The 19244-nt window shown below is 64.0% G+C and carries 20 protein-coding genes; 12 read left to right on the forward strand and 8 right to left on the reverse strand.

Annotation, left to right across the window (positions count from 1 at the left end; all coding sequences use genetic code 11):
• Positions 1 to 108: 108 nt before the first annotated feature.
• From BOO69_RS00165 to BOO69_RS00190, 6 genes are all read left to right on the forward strand, one after another.
• Positions 109 to 771 (forward strand): paraquat-inducible protein A, encoded by a 663-nt coding sequence (locus BOO69_RS00165; protein WP_071969207.1) that lies wholly within the window; start codon positions 109 to 111, stop codon positions 769 to 771.
• The gene (locus BOO69_RS00170; protein ID WP_172839473.1) at positions 723 to 1373 is read left to right on the forward strand and encodes a paraquat-inducible protein A; all 651 of its coding nucleotides are present in this window, start codon (positions 723 to 725) and stop codon (positions 1371 to 1373) included. The genes BOO69_RS00165 and BOO69_RS00170 overlap by 49 nt, the downstream gene beginning before the upstream one ends.
• Positions 1366 to 3813, forward strand: a complete 2448-nt coding sequence (locus tag BOO69_RS00175) for an MlaD family protein (RefSeq protein ID WP_071969209.1) — start codon at positions 1366 to 1368, stop codon at positions 3811 to 3813. The genes BOO69_RS00170 and BOO69_RS00175 overlap by 8 nt, the downstream gene beginning before the upstream one ends.
• A 3-nt stretch (positions 3814 to 3816) precedes the next feature.
• Entirely contained in the window at positions 3817 to 4383 is a 567-nt protein-coding gene (locus tag BOO69_RS00180) for a PqiC family protein (RefSeq protein WP_071969210.1), read from the forward strand.
• 215 nt (positions 4384 to 4598) lie between these two features.
• The gene (locus tag BOO69_RS00185; protein ID WP_083545405.1) at positions 4599 to 6209 is read left to right on the forward strand and encodes a DUF4331 domain-containing protein; all 1611 of its coding nucleotides are present in this window, start codon (positions 4599 to 4601) and stop codon (positions 6207 to 6209) included.
• A gap of 24 nt (positions 6210 to 6233) precedes the next feature.
• Complete coding sequence (locus BOO69_RS00190) at positions 6234 to 6434, forward strand: hypothetical protein (RefSeq protein ID WP_071969214.1); 201 nt, start codon at positions 6234 to 6236, stop codon at positions 6432 to 6434.
• Positions 6435 to 6521: 87 nt separating this feature from the next.
• Here BOO69_RS00190 and BOO69_RS00195 read toward each other — a convergent pair whose 3' ends face one another.
• The 3 genes from BOO69_RS00195 to BOO69_RS00205 are packed head-to-tail and all read right to left on the reverse strand — an operon-like array spanning position 6522 to position 9045.
• Complete coding sequence (locus tag BOO69_RS00195) at positions 6522 to 7385, reverse strand: type II secretion system minor pseudopilin (RefSeq protein WP_071969216.1); 864 nt, start codon at positions 7383 to 7385, stop codon at positions 6522 to 6524.
• Complete coding sequence (locus tag BOO69_RS00200; protein ID WP_071969218.1) at positions 7382 to 7909, reverse strand: prepilin-type N-terminal cleavage/methylation domain-containing protein; 528 nt, start codon at positions 7907 to 7909, stop codon at positions 7382 to 7384. Before BOO69_RS00200 ends, BOO69_RS00195 begins: the two co-directional genes overlap by 4 nt.
• On the reverse strand, positions 7906 to 9045 hold the full coding sequence (locus tag BOO69_RS00205) for a penicillin-binding protein activator (protein ID WP_083545407.1): 1140 nt from the start codon (positions 9043 to 9045) through the stop codon (positions 7906 to 7908). Before BOO69_RS00205 ends, BOO69_RS00200 begins: the two co-directional genes overlap by 4 nt.
• An 86-nt stretch (positions 9046 to 9131) precedes the next feature.
• Here BOO69_RS00205 and BOO69_RS00210 point away from each other — a divergent pair, with 86 nt between their 5' ends.
• Positions 9132 to 9698: a hypothetical protein gene (locus BOO69_RS00210; protein ID WP_156874828.1), complete on the forward strand. Its 567-nt coding sequence runs from the start codon at positions 9132 to 9134 to the stop codon at positions 9696 to 9698.
• Positions 9699 to 9713: 15 nt separating this feature from the next.
• On the opposite strand, the gene BOO69_RS00215 is transcribed toward BOO69_RS00210, so the two are convergent.
• From BOO69_RS00215 to gspL, 4 genes are read right to left on the reverse strand one after another with little or no spacing between them, the layout of a single operon-like run.
• Positions 9714 to 10940 carry a type II secretion system F family protein gene (locus BOO69_RS00215; protein WP_071969225.1) on the reverse strand — a complete coding sequence of 409 codons (1227 nt, stop codon included), beginning with the start codon at positions 10938 to 10940 and terminating at the stop codon, positions 9714 to 9716.
• Positions 10940 to 12439: a GspE/PulE family protein gene (locus tag BOO69_RS00220; RefSeq protein WP_071969227.1), complete on the reverse strand. Its 1500-nt coding sequence runs from the start codon at positions 12437 to 12439 to the stop codon at positions 10940 to 10942. Before BOO69_RS00220 ends, BOO69_RS00215 begins: the two co-directional genes overlap by 1 nt.
• A complete protein-coding gene (gene gspM, locus BOO69_RS00225) occupies positions 12436 to 12891 on the reverse strand; it encodes a type II secretion system protein GspM (RefSeq protein WP_071969229.1) in 456 nt (151 codons plus the stop codon). The genes BOO69_RS00220 and gspM overlap by 4 nt, the downstream gene beginning before the upstream one ends.
• Positions 12888 to 14024 carry a type II secretion system protein GspL gene (gene gspL, locus BOO69_RS00230; RefSeq protein WP_071969230.1) on the reverse strand — a complete coding sequence of 379 codons (1137 nt, stop codon included), beginning with the start codon at positions 14022 to 14024 and terminating at the stop codon, positions 12888 to 12890. Before gspL ends, gspM begins: the two co-directional genes overlap by 4 nt.
• A gap of 79 nt (positions 14025 to 14103) precedes the next feature.
• Between gspL and gspG the strand changes: the two genes are divergently transcribed.
• The 5 genes from gspG to gspD are packed head-to-tail and all read left to right on the forward strand — an operon-like array spanning position 14104 to position 18236.
• Entirely contained in the window at positions 14104 to 14592 is a 489-nt protein-coding gene (gene gspG / locus BOO69_RS00235) for a type II secretion system major pseudopilin GspG (RefSeq protein ID WP_083545602.1), read from the forward strand.
• Positions 14589 to 15068 carry a prepilin-type N-terminal cleavage/methylation domain-containing protein gene (locus tag BOO69_RS00240; RefSeq protein WP_071969232.1) on the forward strand — a complete coding sequence of 160 codons (480 nt, stop codon included), beginning with the start codon at positions 14589 to 14591 and terminating at the stop codon, positions 15066 to 15068. Before gspG ends, BOO69_RS00240 begins: the two co-directional genes overlap by 4 nt.
• A complete protein-coding gene (gspI, locus tag BOO69_RS00245; RefSeq protein ID WP_083545409.1) occupies positions 15065 to 15439 on the forward strand; it encodes a type II secretion system minor pseudopilin GspI in 375 nt (124 codons plus the stop codon). Before BOO69_RS00240 ends, gspI begins: the two co-directional genes overlap by 4 nt.
• Positions 15436 to 16293 carry a type II secretion system protein N gene (locus BOO69_RS00250; protein ID WP_071969234.1) on the forward strand — a complete coding sequence of 286 codons (858 nt, stop codon included), beginning with the start codon at positions 15436 to 15438 and terminating at the stop codon, positions 16291 to 16293. The genes gspI and BOO69_RS00250 overlap by 4 nt, the downstream gene beginning before the upstream one ends.
• Positions 16290 to 18236 (forward strand): type II secretion system secretin GspD, encoded by a 1947-nt coding sequence (gene gspD / locus BOO69_RS00255; RefSeq protein WP_071969236.1) that lies wholly within the window; start codon positions 16290 to 16292, stop codon positions 18234 to 18236. Before BOO69_RS00250 ends, gspD begins: the two co-directional genes overlap by 4 nt.
• 18 nt (positions 18237 to 18254) lie before the next feature.
• Here gspD and BOO69_RS00260 read toward each other — a convergent pair whose 3' ends face one another.
• Positions 18255 to 19238, reverse strand: coding sequence for a type II secretion system F family protein (locus BOO69_RS00260; protein WP_071969238.1), 984 nt, complete (start codon positions 19236 to 19238; stop codon positions 18255 to 18257).
• Positions 19239 to 19244 lie beyond the last annotated feature (6 nt).

Genomic DNA, 19244 nt, shown 5'->3' on the forward strand with positions numbered 1-19244 from the left:
GGAGGCGAAATGTTCCAGCGTGACTTCAGGTAAGCGGGAAGGCGCAACAGGGCATCGCACGCGAAATTAGGCGTGTCATGGCTCAATTCATTCCTATATCAGACAGATATGAAGGATACTGTCGAGCCAATGACGAGCAAGCCGCTGGACGAACTGATCGTTTGTCCGCAGTGCGATGCCGTCTACCACTTGAAAAGGCCCGGGGTGGGGGAGCGCGCGCAATGCCAGCGGTGCCACAAGGTTCTGATCGCACCTCGCCGGAACGCGGGACTGCGGATCATCGCCGTGGCCGTCGCGGTTATGGTGCTCATTATCGGGGCGGCGGTTTTTCCTTTCCTGTCGATCGACGCGGCGGGGAATAAGAATTCGGTCTCCGTCCTCGACGCCGCGCTGGCGTTTTCCGGCGGGCCGATGATCTTCCTTTCCCTCGCGACGGCCGGGCTCATCATCATCATCCCGCTGCTGCGGGCCGTTCTGACGATCTACGTGCTCGTTCCCGTGGTGCTGGACCGTGATCCGGCACCGCATGCGATGCATGCGTTCCGCCTGTCGGAAGCGTTGCGTCCGTGGTCGATGGCCGAAATCTTCGCGATCGGATGCGCCGTCGCGTTGGTCAAGGTATCGGACCTTGCCAACGTCGGCTTCGGTCCTGCCTTCTGGATGTTCGGCATCCTTTGTGTCCTCGTGATCGCGCAGGACAGTTTCATGTGTAAGTGGTCAGTATGGAATTCACTGGAAAATCCCAGAGCATCGTCAGCGCCAAAGACCTGAATCTGGTCGCATGCGAGCGCTGCACGAAGGTGTGGCCGATTTCGGCCAGCAAGTGCTCACGTTGCGGTCACAAGCTCGTGTCCCGGCACAGCCGCAGTCTCAGCCGCGTCTGGGCGCTCTGGGTGTTCGGTTTCATGTGCTACATCCCGGCGAACGTCTATCCGATGCTGATCACGCGGACGCTGTTCCAGGAAGATGAAAGCACCATCATCGGCGGTGCGGTGGAGCTTGCGCACTATGGAAACTTCGGCATCGCCGCGATCATCATCTTTGCCTCGGTCTTCATCCCGCTGGGCAAATTCTGGGCGATTGCCTACCTTGCGATCAGTATCAGGTCGGGTTCCCGTCTGAGCACGCACCGGCGGCAGATCATGTATGAAGTCGTCGAATACATCGGGCGCTGGTCGATGATCGATATTTTTGTCGTTGCGATTATGTCCGCGTTAGTGCAACTCAATACACTGGCGTCCATCAATCCCGGTCCGGCGAGCATCTTCTTCGCACTTTCGGTGATTTTCACGATGCTGTCTGCTCAGGCTTTCGATCTCCGCATGATCTGGGATGCGAGAGCCGCCGAAGGGGGTGTAGTAGGTCATGAATGACGAGTTGCCGGATGTATCGGTATCGCCTGTTCGCAAGGTCTTTTTCAGCGGGGCCTCCTTTGTCTGGATTCTGCCTGTCCTCGCGCTGGTCGTCGCGCTTGGCGTAGCGTGGCAATCCTACAACTCCCGCGGGCCCCTGATCGTCGTCGAGTTCGAGAACGGCGCCGGCATCAAGGCGGGCGAGACTGAACTGCGCTATCGGGACATCACCGTCGGGACCGTCGAGGAGGTGGGCTTTACCGAGGGGCTCGGGAAGGTGCTGGCGTCGATACGCGTGGCCAAGGACGTCGCCCCCTACATCGACAGCGGGGCGGTTTTCTGGATCGTTCAGCCCGAGGTCACCGCTCAGGGCATCACCGGCCTGTCAACGGTGCTGAGCGGCGTCCATATCGAAGGGTCATGGGATGACCAGATCGGCAGCGCCATGGAACGGTTCACCGGGGCATCGGAACCGCCGTTGATCCGATCCGGCCGGGGCGGTCTCGAAATCGCATTCCGGACCGTGGCCAACGGGCAGCTGACCGACAACGCACCGATCCTGTTCAAGGGGATCGAGGTCGGTCGCGTGGGTCGGGCCAAAATCGCGCCGCGGGGCAACTTCGCCATCGTAGAGGCGCTGATATTCGAAGAACACCGGACGCTCATCAACGAGAACACCCGCTTCTGGGATGCCTCCGGCTTTACCGTGAATATCGGTCCGGCAGGGGCCGAGATCGATTTCTCGTCGCTTGCAACGCTCGTGGGGGGCGGGATCACCTTCGACACCTTCGTATCGGGCGGTGGCCCCGTTCAGGACGGTTCCGTGTTCGAGATTTTCCCGGACAAGGAATCCGCGCGCAACTCGCTGTTCAACGCGTCCGAAGTCGATCCCCTGAAACTGAGCGTCGTCTTCGAGGACAACATCGCGGGGCTCGCGACCGGCGCTCCGGTCGAAATGTCGGGCCTCAAGATTGGCGAGGTCGAAGCACTGTCCGGCGTGGTCGACTACGATCTCTACGGTGACAACCGCGTCCGTCTGAACGTGAACCTGTCGATCCAGCCGGCACGGCTTGGTCTTCCGGGGGATGTCACCGCCGACAATGCGCTGGCCTTCCTTCAGGAGCGGGTGGAAGGCGGTCTGCGCGCGCGGCTCGCGTCGGCCAGCCTTCTCACCGGCGGGCTGAAGATCGAACTGGTCGATGTGCCGGATGCGCCGGAAGCCCAGTTGGTGAGCGAGGAGAACCTGCCGCCCCGTCTGCCCACCACCGAAAGCGAAGTGTCGGATGCGGCCGCGACGGTAGAAGGCGTGTTCAACCGGATCAACAGCCTGCCGATCGAAGAACTGCTCAATTCCGCGATCACCTTCCTCGATTCCGCCGAGGCGCTGGTATCGGATGATGCGCTGCGCGAGACCCCGCAGGATGTGCGAAACCTGCTGGCCGAAATCCAGGGACTGGTCGCGTCGGATGATGTCCGCAACATTCCTGTCGCCTTGAACGCCACGCTGAGCCGGGTCGAGACCTTGGTCGCCGAGCTTCAGGAACAGCAACTCGCGGCCAAGTTGGTGGATGCCATCGACACCGTGGCCGTCACGGCCGATTCAGTTTCCACTTCCATCGAAGGCGTGCCGGACCTGATCGCCGAAATCCGATCGGTCGCGCAGAAAGCCGAGGCGCTGCAGGTCGAGGAACTGATCGCGGAGGTGACCGCGCTGGTCGATACCGCCGAGACCGTCATCGGATCGGAAGAAGCCGCGGCGCTGCCCGTGGCGCTCAAGGACGCCGTGGATCAGGTAAACGCGACGCTGCGGGAACTGCGCGACGGCGGCGCCGTACGCGACATCAACCAGACACTCGCCTCCGCGCGGCAGGCTTCGGCCAATATCGCGAACGCCACCGACGAATTGCCCGAAATCTCGGCCCGGATCAGCCGCGTGCTGGATGATGCCGCCACCGCCGTCGATACCGTCAACTCCTCCGTTGCGGGTGTACCGCAGCTCATCGCGCGGTTCGAGGCGGTCGCCAACAAGGCTGAATCGCTGGAAGTCGAGGAGTTGCTGGCGGAACTCACCGAACTGACACGGACCGCCGACGAACTGATCGGCACCGAAGACGCCAAGGCGCTGCCCGGATCGCTCAAGCGCGCCCTCGACGAGGTGAATTACACCCTTCAGGAACTTCGCGAGGGTGGCGCCATCGACAACGTGAACCAGACGCTGGCTTCTGCGCGGAACGCGGCGGACACCATCGCGGTGACGGCGCGCGATCTGCCCCAGATCGTCGAACGTCTGACGCGGCTGTTCGCACAGGCCAGCCAGACGATCCAGGGGTATGACAGGGGCGAGCAACTGAGCCGGACGGCGCAGGACACCCTCCGCGACATCCAGAAGGCCGCCGATGCGCTGACGTCGCTGGCCAGAACGATCGAGCGGAACCCCAATTCTCTTTTGCTGGGAAGGTAAGACATGAAGTTTGCAAACCGTGCACTGGGCTTTGGCCTGATCCTGATGCTTGCCGCCTGTGGTGACAGCGCGACCCGTTTTGCCGTGACGGCCCCGCCCGTAGACCAGAGCGAGCGGATCGCGTTCAGCTCGGTCGAGGTGAGGGATGTCTCTTTGCCCACCTACGCCGCCTCCGAGGAGATCGCGATTCAGGCAGAGGACGGAACGCTGACCAGTTCATCCGAGGTGCTCTGGGCGGATCTGCCTGAACGCGCCGTTGCCCTGGAGCTCAGCCAGAACCTCGCGCGGATGACCGGGCGACGCGTGGCCTCCGAGCCCTGGCCGTTCGAGGCATTCCCCGACGCGCGTCTCGAAGTCCGTTTTGCCGAACTGGTGGCGCGATCCTCGGGCAGTTTCCGTGCGTCCGGGCAATACTTCGTCGCGGTGACGGATGGCCGCCGTGAGCGGTCGGGCTTGTTCGATCTGAGCGTGCCTTTCGATCCCAAAGGCGGACCGGGGGCCATCGCGGCAGCGCGCGGCCAACTGATCCTGGACCTCGCACGCTTCATCGCCCGCGACGGCTTGCGGTGATTTTTGTGCGCCCCCGTAACCGGGGGTCAGCACGTCTGCAGATGAGATCTGCAAAGAATTAATAATCTTTCTGAAACTTTCTTTTGTCGCACCCGTGACTAGGTTGATTGGTAGCCGTGGTGGCGCGCAATTTCGTGCGCAATCGCACGGCGCCAAGTACCTCCGCAATCGCGGGGGCGGATAGTTGAATAAATTGCGAACACAGGGAGAGTGACATGAGAACACCCATGAAGAATTTCTTGCGGGGTACGTCTGCGGTTGCCGCATGCGTCTCGGCGACGATTGCAGGTGCGTCCTCGCACAGGGAAGCGCCCGGGATAACCGAACAGCCGAAAGTCGACGCGACGGATTTCTATGTCTTTCGCAGCTACGAACCCGGTCGGGAGGATTATGTCACGCTGATCGCGAACTACGTTCCGATCCAGGCGCCCTATGGCGGTCCCAACTACTTCACGATGGACCCTGACGCGCTGTACGAGATCCACATCGACAACGACGGCGACGCGATGGAGGAAATCACCTTTCAGTTCCAGTTCGACAATAGCCTCGTGAACGGCACGGGTCCGCAGTTGAACATCAACGGTGAAATGGTTGCGATCCCGCTCCGCGCGGCAGGTGGCATCACCTCCGACAACCCGACGGCCAACCTTGGCGAAACGGAACAATATACGGTCAATGTCGTACGGGGCGACCGTCGCAGCGGGTCCGCGCAGGCGCTGTCGGCGCCCGGTGCCGGCACGACATTCACCAAGCCCGTGGACAACATCGGCAACAAGACGCTGCCGGACTATGCGCAGTACGCCAACAACTACGTCTACGAGAACGTGACGATCCCCGGTTGCGACGGCAATGCGAGGGTCTTTGCCGGTCAGCGTGCCGAAGCCTTCGCCGTGAACCTCGGCGAAATCTTCGACCTCGTGAACCTCGTGCCGATCCAAGGGGCGCCCAGTGCCGAATGGCCTCAGTACAACGTGGCCGACCCGTTCCCGGGCGGTATTACGCAGGATCGCGCCAATGACGATCTGGTTGGCAAGGCCAACGTCACGTCCTTGGCGCTTGAAGTGCCGATCTCCTGCCTGACCTCCGGCGAGGACCCGGTCATCGGCGCGTGGACCACCGCAAGCCTGCCGCAGGCTGAACTCGAAGATCCGTCGCCCACTTACGAGGCGACGTCGGTTTATGGCGGTGCCTGGGTCCAGCAGTCCCGTCTGTCCAACCCCTTGGTGAACGAGGTGGTCATAGGGTTGCCCGACAAGGATCTGTTCAACGCGGCGGAGCCGACGCAGGACAGCGCGCTGGCGGTGTACGTGACAAACCCAACCCTTCCGGCCCTCATCAACGCGCTGTTCAATCCGAACGGCGAGTTCGGAACGGATAACATCGCGCCCTCGAACTTCCCGCGCAACGATCTGGTGACGGCATTCCTGACGGGTTTCCCCGGGCTGAACCAGCCAGCGAACTTCGATGCGGCCAATGCGTCCGAGATGATGCGCCTGAACACGGCGGTCCCGCCGACGCCGCGCGCCAGCCAAAGCACCTTTGGTGTCGTGGGCGAAGACCTTGCCGGTTTCCCGAACGGCCGCCGTCCCGGTGACGATACGGTGGACATCGCGCTGCGCGTCGTCATGGGCCGTCTGTGCCACGACGTTCCGCTGGGTGACGAGCTTGGCGCGGAGCAGGACAACATCAACCTGGGCCTCTGCGCACCCGAAGACGCGCCTGCTGGTATGGTCGCGTTGACCGACGGCGCACCGCTGTCCTCGATGGATCTGGCGGATCGCTTCCCTTACCTGCGCACGCCGATCGCCGGTTCACCCAACAACTAAACCGCAGATGAAAGGAGACTCATTATGTTGAGGAATATCTCGATCCTTGCGGTATGTGCGGCGATCCTCGTCGCCTGCGGCGGGGGTGACGGTATCGCGAACGGGCTCGCATTGCTGGGCGGTGATTTCAACCGCGCCTTCCAGCAGAATCCGAACGACACGCCGATCTCGCTGGACAACATAGCGCTGGTGCTGACGCCGGAGCGTGAACCGTTCAATCCCTGATCGGCTCGGCTTTGCCGAAGATCATGACGTACCGGACGCGGCCACCCACGGGTGGCCGCGTTTCTTTTCGATGGCCGCATCGCCGGTCTAGAGAGGCTCTGGCTGCGGTAGAGAGCCGCCCGTTCCTCTCGCTTCGGCGCCGAAACGACGGGCAATCACGAGGGCCACCTTTCGGCCTGCGCGCTCTATTCTCTGGATCCGGCTGCGAAGGATCACCCCGGTTCCGTCCACCTCGGCCCTGATCGTCGCGTCGTAGGTATCCGATGTGAACCCCGCGTTGGTCAGCGCGATGACCCCGGCATCAAGGATGTCTTCCTTGGTCAAGAAGCCCTTGTCATTCCGCTTTTTCAGAAGCTGCCGGGCCGTCGTCACACTTCCCGTTACGGCCGCCAATACGGGCTCTCCGGCGGTGTTCACGTTGACCGTTCCTCCCTCGCGCAGGAATGCAACATGGGGCGCAAGGGCCTGCCGGACTTCTCGCGGCAGGGCCGTGATCTGGTCCAGAGCGTCCCGGGGCCCGTTTGCGGCGACATGCGAGATGATGGTTTCCGCCGTTTCATCGGGCAGTTCGAGGACCGCCACGAGGCGGCGCAAGACCAATTGGGGCGCCACCCCCGGTTCGGCAAGCAGATTGATGTTGAAACGCGACTGGGCGTCCTCGATCTCGACCGAAAACAATCCTGTCGAAATTGCTACCTGCTCCTGCGTGGCTTGGGCCCATGCCTCGGCGTAATGATCGGTTTCGGGGGCTTCGTTCTTGTCGCGGCGCAAGGCGGTGACCACCGATGTCTCGGCCCCCAGCGCCAGTGCCTCCGCCTGTGCTGCATTGGCGGCACGGCGTGTGCGGTCCAGCAGGGTTTCCTGCGAGGTGAACATCAGGACCACGAGGGTTGCACCCAGCGCGAGGGCGACGAGGACATTGACGAGGATCACGCCGCGATCGTCGGTCACGGTGTCACGACCTGCGGCAGGGCCACGAGACGCAAAACCTCGCGGTCTTCATCGAGGGTCAGGGTCAGCTCGACCCCCTTGGGATAGATGCCATTCTCGACCGGCCAACTGTCCGACCACGTTCCGGACGCGGATAGGACGCGAAAGGACAGCCCTCGGAGCGGTCCGAACAGCGTCTGGCGCACCGGCGTATCGTCAAAGCGTTCACCGCTTTCCCGGACCATGGTATTTTCCGCCGCGAGATAGCTGCGATACCTCCTGCCGCCATCCGTTTCCGTGCGCAGCACGCCTTCCGCGAGAGTCAGGGAAAGCGGTTCCGACTGTTGCAGATCGCGCGAAAAGACGACAAGCGCGCGGTCGATCTGCGATAGCCGCTCAAGCCGGTTGTCCGTTCGTTTCTGTACGTTGATGATCGTGTCCAGCGTCGTGAAGGACGCAAGGCCAACCAGTGCGAAGATTGCGAGGGCCACGAGCATTTCGATCAGCGTGATCCCCGCATCGCGCGCGGCCGGCGGTTGGGTCATGCGGCGGAGGCGCCGATCAGGGTGGTTGCCCCTTGGACAACGCTGAGAACCGCGAGGCCGCGCTCGCATTGTCCGTCCTTGGTGAACTTGTAAGGGCCGAGAACCCCGTCGAATCCCGCTTCCCGGAGCAAGCCGTCGCGCGATTGTCGATCGAGCCGGCCAAGGATCCGGGCCATTTCCACGGCGTCGAAGGTGAGGCCCGCGACGATCCCGGCTTCGTTGCCGGTTTCATTTTCCAGGGCGTTCGCGAATGCTTCGAACCGCACCGGGTCCGGCGCGGCGAACCAGCCCCCGATCAGCGCGGGCACGCGAAACGGCGCGATGGTGCCCCATTGTTCGGACCCGAGAAGCTGCACGCCAGCCGCTTTCAGCGCAGCGGCCTGCGCTTCGAACGGACCACCGACCACGGGAAGATAGACCGCATCGGGCAGCTGACCGCCGTTGGCCTGCCTGAGGCGCGCGACGACACCGTCGGCCGATGCAAGCGTCAGCGGCTCGGGCATCTTTATCCCGAACGCCCCGGCGGTGGAACGGGCGGCGGTGGCCGCCAAAGCGCCGAACGGACCGGGAGGGACGATGACGGCGACGTTTCTTTTCCCCCGTGTCGCCGCGAAACCGATCACCGCACGGGCCGATTGCAGCGGCGTCACGCCGAAAACAAAGAGGTTCCCGCCCGCGATTGAACTGTCGTTCGAAAGCGAAACGACCGGCACGCTGCGCCCGACCGACTCGGCCACGGCCCGCGCCTGTTGGGAGAACAACGGCCCCAGGATCATCCTTGCGCCGGATTCCACCGCCGCCGTCGCAGCGGTAACGGCGGTGGCGGTGTCGCCGCCGGCGTCCAGCACGGCGACCTCGGCACCAAGGTTGGTGGGTTGCCCGCCGAGGCTTGCAGTCGCCGCCATCATCTGACCTATTGATGCCTGAGGACCCGACAACGGCGCGAGGAGAGCGGCCTGTCCGATCGTACCCGCCGGCGGCAGGTCGTTGCCGCCGCCCAAGGAAAAGCCGCCCTCGCATGCCCCCAGACACAAGAGCGCCGATGACCCGCCCAGTACCTTCAGCATCCGACGCCGCGACACGGATCCGGTCTCGGTCCACTGCTGGTCTGATCGTGAGACTCCTTGGTGCGGCATGCCTGTTCGCCCTCGTTTTCGCGATTTCACTGGTCCTGACCTGGCCGGTCTCCGCGCTTCGGGAGGTTGCCACAATTCCCCCTCAAGTGACAGCCTTATATGGCAACGTCCGTGCGGGCCGTGCGACCTTGGCAGGCGGATACGCGCTGAACTGGGACCTGCGGGAGGGCGAGCTGTGGCGTCTTCATGCGCTGATGGATCTGACGCTCGAAGGGCCCGACACACGTCTCGAAGGGCAGGCCATTGCACGTCTTGGCGGCTTCTCGATGCGCGGCGTTTCCGGCCGTGCCGGCCCCGGACTTCTGGCGCTCGTCCCCGATCCCCTGATCAGCGCCTGCACCTCGCGCGCCGTGGTCGACGTGCAGGCGCTGTCGATCTCGCGCGACGCCGCGGCGGCCAGCGGGGTCATCCAGATTGACGAGGGACAGTGCAAGGACATGCTGGGCCGCGATATGACAGTGCCGCAGATGACCGTCGATCTCAGTACCCAGGGAAATGACGCGCGGGCTGTCGTCTCGGACCGGGGCGGAGAGTTGGGCCAGATCACCGTCGCCGGTGACCGTCGGTTCATCCTGAGGATCGAACCCGAGGGTGCAACGCTGATCCCCGGCATGCCGACCTCGGGGCCGGTCATCGTCGAGTACCCTTTCTGAACCCGGCGGCCGGTCCTATCCAACGAGATTGTTCAGATTGACGATGGGCAGCAGGATCGACAACACCAGTACCATCACGATTCCGCCCATTATCAGCAGTACCGCAGGTTCGACCAGAGCCACCAGGGTGGAGACCAGCGCATTCATGTCATGGGCCTGATCTTCTGCCGCGCGGGTCAACGTCGCGCCCAGAACGCCGCCGGCTTCGCCGCTTGCGACCATCGCGATCAGCATCGGCGGGAAAACCCGTGCATCGTCCAGTGCCCGGGAAAGGGCCGTGCCTTCCTTTACCCGGGTGGCGGCATCCATGACCTTCGCGCGCACGTGCAGGTTCGGTACCGTCCGGGCCGCGGCGGTCAGGGCATCGACGAGCGGCACCCGGCTGACTGTCAGCGTTGCCAGCGTCCCCGAAAACTGCACCGCGTTCGATTTCAGGGTGAAACCCCGCGTCAGCCGTGATGTCGCCAGCAGGCGGTGCCATCGCAGCCGGATGGCCGGTTGCCGAAGCAGCGCTGCCATGACGAAGATCAAGCCGACAAGCGCCGCAGCCGCTACAAGCCCCCAACGATTGACGAAATCGCTGACGGAGATCAGCGCGCGCGTGAGCCAAGGCAACTCGGCGCCCCGCGACGTAAATACACGCACGATGTCCGGCACGACGAACGTCAGCAGCGCGACAATCACCGCAAGCGACACGACTGCGAGGATTGACGGATACAACAGGGCGAGCTTTACCGTCTGCCGGTTCTTCGCCTGCGTTTCGACGAATCCCGAGAGATGCTCCATCACCTGGCCCAACTGGCCGGAGGTTTCCCCGGCCGCAACCGACGCCCGGTAGTAGTCTCCGAATGTTTGCGGGTATTCCGCGAGCGCCTGTGCAAAACTGCGTCCCTCCAGCACCGCGGCGCGCAGGTTCAGCAGGAGAGAGGACACCGCCGGCTGGCGTGTCTGGTCGGCGACGGTCTTGAGCGCCTGTTCCACCCCGATCCCGGAGGCGATGAGAGTGGCGAGCTGCCGGGTCAGCAGGGTCACCGCGCGGGCCGGGACCCTTTTCTTCCGTGAAAACAGGGATGTCGGGCCGATTTGCCCACCGGCCTTCTTCTGCGTGGTCGCATCGACCGACAACGGCGAAAGACCGCGCGCGCGCAGTGCGCTCCGTGCCCCCGCGGCGCTCGCTGCTTCGATCACGCCCTTGGACGTTTTTCCCTGGGGGTCGAGTGCCTGGTAGGCGAACGCAGGCATCAGCCATTGCCCTCTGCCATCATCGCATCCTCGTGCACGGCGCGGGCGACTTCCTGCGGTGTGGTGTGCCCCGCGAGGATCTTCGCGATGCCATCCGCCAGAATCCCCGGTCCGCGTGCGCGTGCGGCTGCGATCAGTTCCGCTTCTGACTGGCCTTCGTGGATCATCCGTTCAAGCGCGGTATCCATTTCGATCACCTCGTAAAGCGGCATCCGGCCCCGAAACCCCGTGTCATGGCAGCTTTCGCAACCGGCCCCCCTCGAGATCAACGTACCCTCGGCGAGCTGCCCCGACAAAAGGTCGCTTTCCGCCCGTGTCACGGCATGTTCAATGCGGCAATCGGGGCAGTTGCGCCGAACCAGCCGCTGCGCGATCAGGCCGCGCAACATGGGCGCCAAAAGAAAGCGTTCCACGCCCATCTCGACCAGTCGCGCCACCGCGCCTATGGCGGTGTTCGTATGCAGCGTCGAAATCAGGAGATGCCCTGTCATCGCGCTTTCCACCGCGATCTGCGCGGTCTCTCGGTCGCGAATTTCGCCGACCATGATGACGTCCGGATCCTGGCGCAGGATGGCGCGCAGGCCGCGTGCAAAGGTCAGTTCCGTCTTGGCGTTGACCTGCATCTGCCCGACACCGTCCATCGTGTACTCGATGGGATCCTCGACGGTCATGATGTTGCGCTGCCGGTCGTTCAGCATGTCGAGCCCGGCATAGAGCGTCGTGGTCTTGCCCGAACCGGTCGGCCCGGTCACCAGCACCATGCCGTCTGGCCGTGTCAGGATCCGCTTCAGGGCGGCATTGTCCCGTTCGCTGAGGCCAAGGTGGTCGATGCCGCGCAAGGTCTGGCCCCGGTCCAGCAGGCGCAGGACCACCCGTTCGCCGAACTGCGAAGGAATGGTCGAAATCCGCACATCCAGATCGTAGCCGCCGACACGCAGGGACACGCGACCGTCCTGCGGCATCCGTTTTTCCGCGATGTCGAGTTTGCCCATCACCTTGATCCGGCTGACCAGCAGCGGCGCAAGGGCGCGTTTGGGCCGGATCACCTCGCGCAGGACGCCATCGATCCGGAAGCGGACGAGAAGCCTGCGCTCTTCCGTTTCGATGTGAATGTCGGAGGCACCTTCCTTGACCGCTTCCAGCAGCAGGGCGTTGATCAGGCGCACCACGGGCGCATCGTCGTTCTGTGCCAGCAGATCATCGACCGAGGCGGCCGTATCGGCCAGCGTGGCGAGGTTGTCATCTGCATCGGCAGCCACCTGCGCCGCCTCGGTCGCGGAATCGCGGTAGATCCCGCCCAGCGCGCTTTCGAAGTCGCTGGCGGAAACCTCCTCGAACGACAGGTGGCTTCCCATGATGCGCTGCGCTTCGATCAATGCCTCGATCGGGGCGTCGGCGCGGTGTCGGCAAACCGGCCCGTCCGGTCCGGATGCGAGCACGACACCCTGCGACTGGGCGAAACCGTAGGCGAGGCGGGGAAGGGGGTGTTCCGGCGTCATTGCAGTGTCTCCAGCAGCAAACGGGCCGACACGATCCCGGGCTCCGGCCGGCGGTCGATCTCGGTCGCGATGACGGTGACGCGATGCGTCGTTTCGAGATCGGCAAGCCACAGCAGGAGCGTGGCGAAGGGCACATCATCGACACTGACACGCATGCCGCCTGCCTCGGGCTCCAGCCGGCGGAGCGAAAGGCCGGCATCAGCCGCCGCGCTGGTGATGCGGGTTGCGATTGGCGTCGTGTCGACGGCCCGGGGTTCAGCCTGCACGGTTTCGGTCAGTTCAGCGGTATCGGCCAAAAGCTGATAGGCCGCTATGTCGGCCCTCAGGACATTTCGTGTTGCCGACAACGGCTTCCAGGCAAAATGCCATAGGGCAACCAGCAGCGCGACCGGCAGAACCGTGACAAGCATCACCTGCTCGCGCGTCGAAAGCTTGTCGAACCCCGCGATCACGATCCGCCACCGCGGATTCTCAACTCGGCCTCGGCCCCGCCATCACTGGCGCTTGCCGCCCCGCTGCGCACGGTGAAACCCTGTGATTCAAGGCCTTGCTGTATGGTCTGCAGGTCGCTCAGCCCGTTGCTCTGGACGAGCAGGACCAGTTCGTTCTGCTGTGCGCTCCAGGCCAGTCTGCGAAAGCCGAGGGGCGTCCCGGTCTCGGCCAGCGCGCCGGTGATGCTGGCCAGCAATGGCAGGAAATCGCCACGTGGCACGCTTTCAGGTCCGGGTGAAAGGCGGGCCAGTATGGGCCCGGTGTCCGCGGTGACAGTGGTGCCCGGCAGTCTTTCCGACACGGCTGCCTGAGCCCTTTGCCGCGCCTCGACCGCGAGGTTGCGCAGCGCCCAGGTGTCGAGGGCCAGAAATGTCATGTGCCCCAGCCCTGCAAGCATGCAGATCGCGATCACGGTGAGCCCCATGCGACGGAACCGCGCCTGGTCACGTCGTTGCTGGCCAAAACTGAACGAAAGGTCCGTGGCATCGGGAGGCGGCGGTGTTGGCGCGGCATCCCGTGCGTGCATCTCCTCGGGAACCGGGTCCAGCAGCGATATGACAGACGGCTGTCCAGCCCGCCGCCACATCAGCGGGAGCGCAGCGGCGGAAACCGCGAACCCGGTGCCCTGCGCCGTGCGAATGATCGCGCGGTCGCCTTCCTGCCAGACGGACCAGTCGGCATCTGTGGGTCGCGGGATCAACAGGAAATCGGGCATCAGTCGCCCTGCAGACGGGGCATCGAGAACACGGGGGTCGCAGACAAGCGCAAGGGCCTGTCCGTCCTTATTGTCGCGCGGCCCTTCGACCACGCTCACTCCGTCGATCGACACACCGATCCGTTCCTCTACGGCGAACCTGACAAGGGCCGGTCTCTGGCGGGCGCGGGATTTCGGCACCTGCACCAAGTGTACACCAACCAGTTCGGTCGGCACCAACGTGATCGGCCCGCCGCTGGATTTGCCTGCGGCAGCTTCGGCGCGTTCGCGCAGCTTTGGACCGATGGTGATACCGGGCCGCGGCGGCGGTTCCTGAACAGGCAACGCGACAGGCCGCCCCAGGGCGGATTCCGTATCGCTAATATTCTGATTTTTCACGAATATTTGCCTTTTAAAGGTTCCCGGTGTTGCGATAGTATCGTGAAAGCCACGCAATCAGAAGGCAAACAGTTTCATGATGAAAAAGCATTTGGCTCAGCGACGGGCAGTTCGTGGCGCGAAAGACCGCGCGGCCCTCCCCGATGCGGGTGTCACGCTGATCGAGATGATGGTCGTTCTGGTCATCATTGCGCTGGTGGCGGCAATCATCGTGCCCAACGTTGTCGGACGCCCGGACGAGGCACGCGTGACCGTGGCACAGACCGATATCCGTGCCATTGCCTCTGCGCTCGAACTGTACCGTCTGGACAACCAGAATTATCCGACGACCGCGCAAGGGCTTCAGGCGCTTGCGGAACGGCCGACCACGCCGCCCGAACCCCGCAACTGGGTGGCTGACGGCTACCTGCCGTCGGTGCCGGTCGACCCATGGGGGAACAGCTATGTCTATCGGTCTCCGGGCGATACCGGGGCTTTCGATCTGGTCTCGCTTGGATCTGATGGCGCGCCGGGCGGTGACGGCACTGCGGCGGACATCGCACATGGCCAGCGTCAGGCCACGAATTGACGCGCTCTCGGACATCCGACGCGGGCGTGACCCTGGTGGAGGTGCTGGTAGTCCTCGTTCTCGTCGGTGTCTTGACAAGCGCGGTCGCCCTCGGCGTGGGTTCCGGCGGTCGTGGCACCGGGTTGGAGCGTGAAGGCGACCTGCTGATCTCGCGCCTGAACCGGATGGCGGACGAGGTGGCGCTGCGCGGCACCAGCGCCGCCCTGGTCTGGGGCGAGGACAGCTATGCCTTTCGGGTAAGGGAAGGTGACGATTGGGTGCCGCACCCCGTCCCGGCACTTGCACGGACCCATCGTCTTCCCGCGCGGACGGAAATAAGGGTGGGCGACGCGGCACGCGGCAGTCTGGTGGTGACACAGGACCTGCTTCTGTCGAGCGGCGAACGCGCTCGGTTGGTGCTTGGGAGTGGCGGGGCCGCGCGCCAGATGATCCTGTTTGACGGGATCACCGCCCGCCGATCGGACGATGCGTCATGACGGCCGGGATGCACGCCGACAAGGGCTTTACCCTGATCGAGGCACTGGTCGCCATGGCCGTATTGGCGCTGGGCGCCGTGTCGTTGCTGAGCGCGACCGAAAGCCATACGGCGCGCATCAGCGATGTGACCGACCGCGTCGCCGCGCGCTGGGCGGGGGAATACCATCTGGCCGAACTGCGGCTGGGAGTGGGCAGCGCGGGGGATACGACGCCGCTGACGCAATATGGCAGACGCTTCACCGTGCAGACGATCCGGGCCGAAACATCGGATCCGGATTTGCAGAGGGTCACCCTGCGGGTCGCCCGCGCGGAGACCGATGTTGTTCTGGCCGTTCTCGATGGCTACCTGGACGCGGGAGCGTTGCCATGAGACTGGCGCATCTGCGAACGGCTGCGATCGTGCTTTCGATTTCCAGCGTCGCCGTGGCGGCCGCGCCGGTCTTCTGGCATCTTCGGGGGCACCATTCGGTGATCCCGGCACGCGCCCCGGCGGCGCCGTCAAATGTGCCTGACCTCCCGCCGCTTGACCTCGGCCAGACCCTCGCCTTTGCGCCTTTCGGCAGCGCGGCTGTGCCCGAACAGCCCGCGCCGCAGGCCCGGCCAGCCTTGGAGATGACCCTTCTGGGAGTGATTGTGCGGGACGATCCCGCCCGGTCCCTGGCCCTGATCAATGTACAGGGGACCGAGGCGAACTACCGTCCGGGTGACCAATTGGCGGAAGATGCGGTTCTGGATTCCATCGCATCCGACCGCGTTACGGTTGATATCTCCGGAACGCAGCATGTCCTGACCTTCGACGGGGCCGAAGAATCCGACGAGGAAAGAATGCCCACGGGTGCAGAGAGGCTGGCGGCGCTGATGACGTCCGGCCAGGGCGACACCATAAGCGAGAGAGTGGACGCCGCCGCCAAGGCCGAACCGGTCACGACGCAGGATTACATAGACCTGTGGCGTGATCGCATCAGGGCCAACCCGGCGCAGGTTCTTGAGACAATAGGTTTGGTACCAACGCCAAACGGCTATAAGATCGCGGAAGAGCATGACACGGGCGTTAACCGCGCGGGTCTGCAGGCGGGAGACGTCGTGACGAGTGTAAATGGGCAATCCGTTGGAGATGTCGAGAAAGACCGCGCGCTTTACGATGCCGTGGCTGCTTCCGGCGTGGCCCGCATCGAAGTTCAGAGGAACGGCCGGACGATCGTGATGTCGTTTCCGCTGGAATGACCCTGCTGCGCCCCCTGATCGTTCTCGCCTTGGCGCTGCTCCTGGCACTGCCCGCCCGCGCGCAGGATGACGAGACCTTTGTCATCAACCTGCGCGATGCGGAGATTTCGGTTCTGGTCGAGCAGATCTCGGAGATCACGGGCAGGACCTTGGTGCTCGACCCCGGACTGACCGGAGACGTGACCGTCGTGTCGGCGGAGGCACTGGACCGGGAGGGCGTGTGGTCCCTGTTCCAGTCGATCCTGCGGGTCCGGGGGTTCGTCGCCGTGCAGGCTGGCACGATCTGGCAGGTGGTGCCGGAGGGCGAGGCGCGCACGGTCAGCGGGCCGACGCAGGAAGACACACCAACCGCCGGGGAGCAGGATTTCGTCACCGTGATGCTGCGGCTCAATCGCCTGCCCTCTGCCGAAGCGGTTCGGGTTCTGCGGCCGCTGATCGCGGAGAGCGGATATATCGAAGCGGTCGAGGATCCAAACGCGGTGGTGATCACGGATACGCGTGCGAACGTGGACCGTATCACGGCCATCGCCCAGAGCTTTGACGGCGATGTGCAGGTGCGTGCCGAGGTGATCCGTTTTCGTTCCGCCGATGCGGGGACGGTGGGTAACGCCATTCTCGAAGTGCTCGGGCCTGCGGGAACGGGTGCGCGTTTGTCGGTCGATACCGGGTCCAACCTTTTGCTGGTGCGCGGCACCCCCGCCGATATCGCCGAAATCCGCGATCTTGCGATGGCCATGGACGTGGCGCCGCGGACCGATCCGCGCGAAAGCGTCGCGACAACCGTTTTCAACCTGCAATATGGCGACGCCGCGATCATTACCGAGATCGTCAAGGGCAGCCTTGGCGACGTGACGGACGTGGCCGAAGTGACCAACCCGGTGGCGGCGAGCCAGGGCGAAGCGGAAGAGGTTGCCGGCGGTCGTTTCGTGGCTCTGGACCGCGCGAACGAGCCGGAGCCGGTGACAATCACCGCGTCCGTCGAAACCAATTCGATTATCGTGCGCGGCACCACCCGGCAGGTTCAGGAAGTCGGGCAGTTGATCCGCGCCCTGGACGTGCGCCGCCCGCAGGTCATGATCGAGGCCGCGATCGTCGAGGTGTCCGGCGAAGTCGCCGAAAGGCTTGGCGTGCAGCTGGGCCTCGGGCCGAACATTCCCAATGGGGCCATCGCGGCAACGGCTTTCAACAACGGCGGGGGCGCTTCGCTGGGGGCGATCCTGTCGGCGGTCGGCGTGCCGCAGGGATCGGCCCTGTCCACGGGGCTGTCGATCGGCGCGGGGGGCAACGACTTCGGGATCCTGGTGCAGGCACTGGCCCAGTCCACCCGAGCCCGGCTGTTGTCGACACCGTCGGTCACCACGCTGGACAATGAACCCGCCACCATCGTCGTGGGACAGAACGTTCCGTTCCGCACGGGCACCTTCGCGACCGACGGCAACACGGTCAGTCCTTTCACCACCATCGAGCGGCGGGACGTGGGCATTACCATGAACGTCGTGCCGCGCATCACGGCGGGCGGCGTCGTTCAGCTGACGATCGAGCAGGAAATTTCCAATCTGCTCGCCACCAACGTGGAAGGTGCCGCCGACCTCATCACCAACCGCCGTGTCATCAACACGACGGTGATGGCGGACAACCGGGGAACCGTCGTCTTGGGCGGTCTGATCACCGACGACCGGACCAACGGCACGAGCAAGGTTCCCGGACTGGGCGACATCCCTGTGGTCGGCGAACTGTTCAAGTCGCGCAATGCGCGGAATACGCAGCGCACCTTGTTCGTCTTCCTGCGCCCGACCATCCTGCGCAGCAAACATGACGTCCAGACGGCGGCGCAAAGCCGGTACCAACGGCTGAAGTCCGCGGACGTTACCGAACCGCCGAAGACCATTCTCAAGCAGCAGAAGGTGCGCCAGTTGCCACTTGAGATAGAGGGCCTGTACTGAGCCAGAAGCCGTGGCGGATCAGTAGATCGCCATGTAGCGAATGATGATCGGCGTCAACGTGATCAGGAACAGCGCGGGCAGCATCAGCACCGACATCACGCCGGACATCTGCACCGGCAGCTTGTTGGCCTTCTCTTGCGCGGCAAGTTCGCGCATCTGCCGCATTTCGATGGCATAGGTCTTGAGCGCGGCGGTCAGGCTGGTGCCGAATTGAAGCGACTGGGCGATGACCAGCGCAAAGGAGCGCGCCTCGTCGATGCCCATCCTTTCGGCCATGTCGAACAGCGCGCTTTCGCGGTCGCGGCCGGCCTGGATTTCGAGTTGGAGAAGCAGGAATTCATAGGCAATTTCAGGCGCCACCCGGCCAAGCTCGTTGCCGACACGGTTGATCGCGGCGTCGAAACCCATGCCGGCTTCGACGGAGATCTGGACGAGGTCCAGCGCGTTCGGAAACGCCTTGGAGATCTTTTCCTTGCGCGCCTTGATCCTCGAATACAGCCAGAACCCCGGCCCGTAGAAGCCGACCCCTGCACCGATGGCCGCGACCTGAAGCAGACGCAGTTTCGAGGTGGCTTCGATCTTGTCTGCGATGAACGCGGGCAGCAGACCGGACTGTGTCAGAAAGATCGCGGCAAAAACCGAAACGGGGGGCAGCAGCGCCAGACACAGCCGGACGAGGAAGAAGATTTCGACCGAATCCGCGCGGTCGAACCCTACCTTGGCAAGCTGGAACCTGATCTGTGCCCTTTCCGAGGGGTCTTCGGGGATCAGTGCCTTCTTGAAGCCGCGCGGGGCCGATTCCTTGCCCTTTGACAGGGTCGAGCGTCCCTCGTTCATGGCAATGGAGAGCGCCCTCATCCGGGAGGCCGAATGATCCCGCGTCTGAACAAGGCCGACTGCCGCGAAAAGGAGCATCGCGAAAGCCGCCAGCGCCGCGAACATGATCAGCGTCTGCGGCGAGGCATAGAGGGTGGCGTCGGTAAGGAGGGAAGCGGAACGCATGAAAGG

This window comes from Sulfitobacter alexandrii, assembly GCF_001886735.1.
In the GTDB taxonomy this organism is placed as follows: domain Bacteria; phylum Pseudomonadota; class Alphaproteobacteria; order Rhodobacterales; family Rhodobacteraceae; genus Sulfitobacter; species Sulfitobacter alexandrii.

Coding starts and splice junctions, on each gene's coding strand:
- BOO69_RS00165 (WP_071969207.1), top strand. CDS start 109: ATGAAGGATACTGTCGAGCCAATGACGAGCAAGCCGCTGGACGAACTG.
- gspI (WP_083545409.1), top strand. CDS start 15,065: ATGACGGCCGGGATGCACGCCGACAAGGGCTTTACCCTGATCGAGGCA.
- BOO69_RS00200 (WP_071969218.1), bottom strand. CDS start 7,909: ATGACCCAACCGCCGGCCGCGCGCGATGCGGGGATCACGCTGATCGAA.
- BOO69_RS00180 (WP_071969210.1), top strand. CDS start 3,817: ATGAAGTTTGCAAACCGTGCACTGGGCTTTGGCCTGATCCTGATGCTT.
- BOO69_RS00250 (WP_071969234.1), top strand. CDS start 15,436: ATGAGACTGGCGCATCTGCGAACGGCTGCGATCGTGCTTTCGATTTCC.
- gspD (WP_071969236.1), top strand. CDS start 16,290: ATGACCCTGCTGCGCCCCCTGATCGTTCTCGCCTTGGCGCTGCTCCTG.
- BOO69_RS00190 (WP_071969214.1), top strand. CDS start 6,234: ATGTTGAGGAATATCTCGATCCTTGCGGTATGTGCGGCGATCCTCGTC.
- BOO69_RS00205 (WP_083545407.1), bottom strand. CDS start 9,045: ATGCCGCACCAAGGAGTCTCACGATCAGACCAGCAGTGGACCGAGACC.
- BOO69_RS00175 (WP_071969209.1), top strand. CDS start 1,366: ATGAATGACGAGTTGCCGGATGTATCGGTATCGCCTGTTCGCAAGGTC.
- BOO69_RS00220 (WP_071969227.1), bottom strand. CDS start 12,439: ATGACGCCGGAACACCCCCTTCCCCGCCTCGCCTACGGTTTCGCCCAG.
- BOO69_RS00260 (WP_071969238.1), bottom strand. CDS start 19,238: ATGCGTTCCGCTTCCCTCCTTACCGACGCCACCCTCTATGCCTCGCCG.
- BOO69_RS00170 (WP_172839473.1), top strand. CDS start 723: ATGGAATTCACTGGAAAATCCCAGAGCATCGTCAGCGCCAAAGACCTG.
- BOO69_RS00185 (WP_083545405.1), top strand. CDS start 4,599: ATGAGAACACCCATGAAGAATTTCTTGCGGGGTACGTCTGCGGTTGCC.
- gspG (WP_083545602.1), top strand. CDS start 14,104: ATGAAAAAGCATTTGGCTCAGCGACGGGCAGTTCGTGGCGCGAAAGAC.
- BOO69_RS00215 (WP_071969225.1), bottom strand. CDS start 10,940: ATGCCTGCGTTCGCCTACCAGGCACTCGACCCCCAGGGAAAAACGTCC.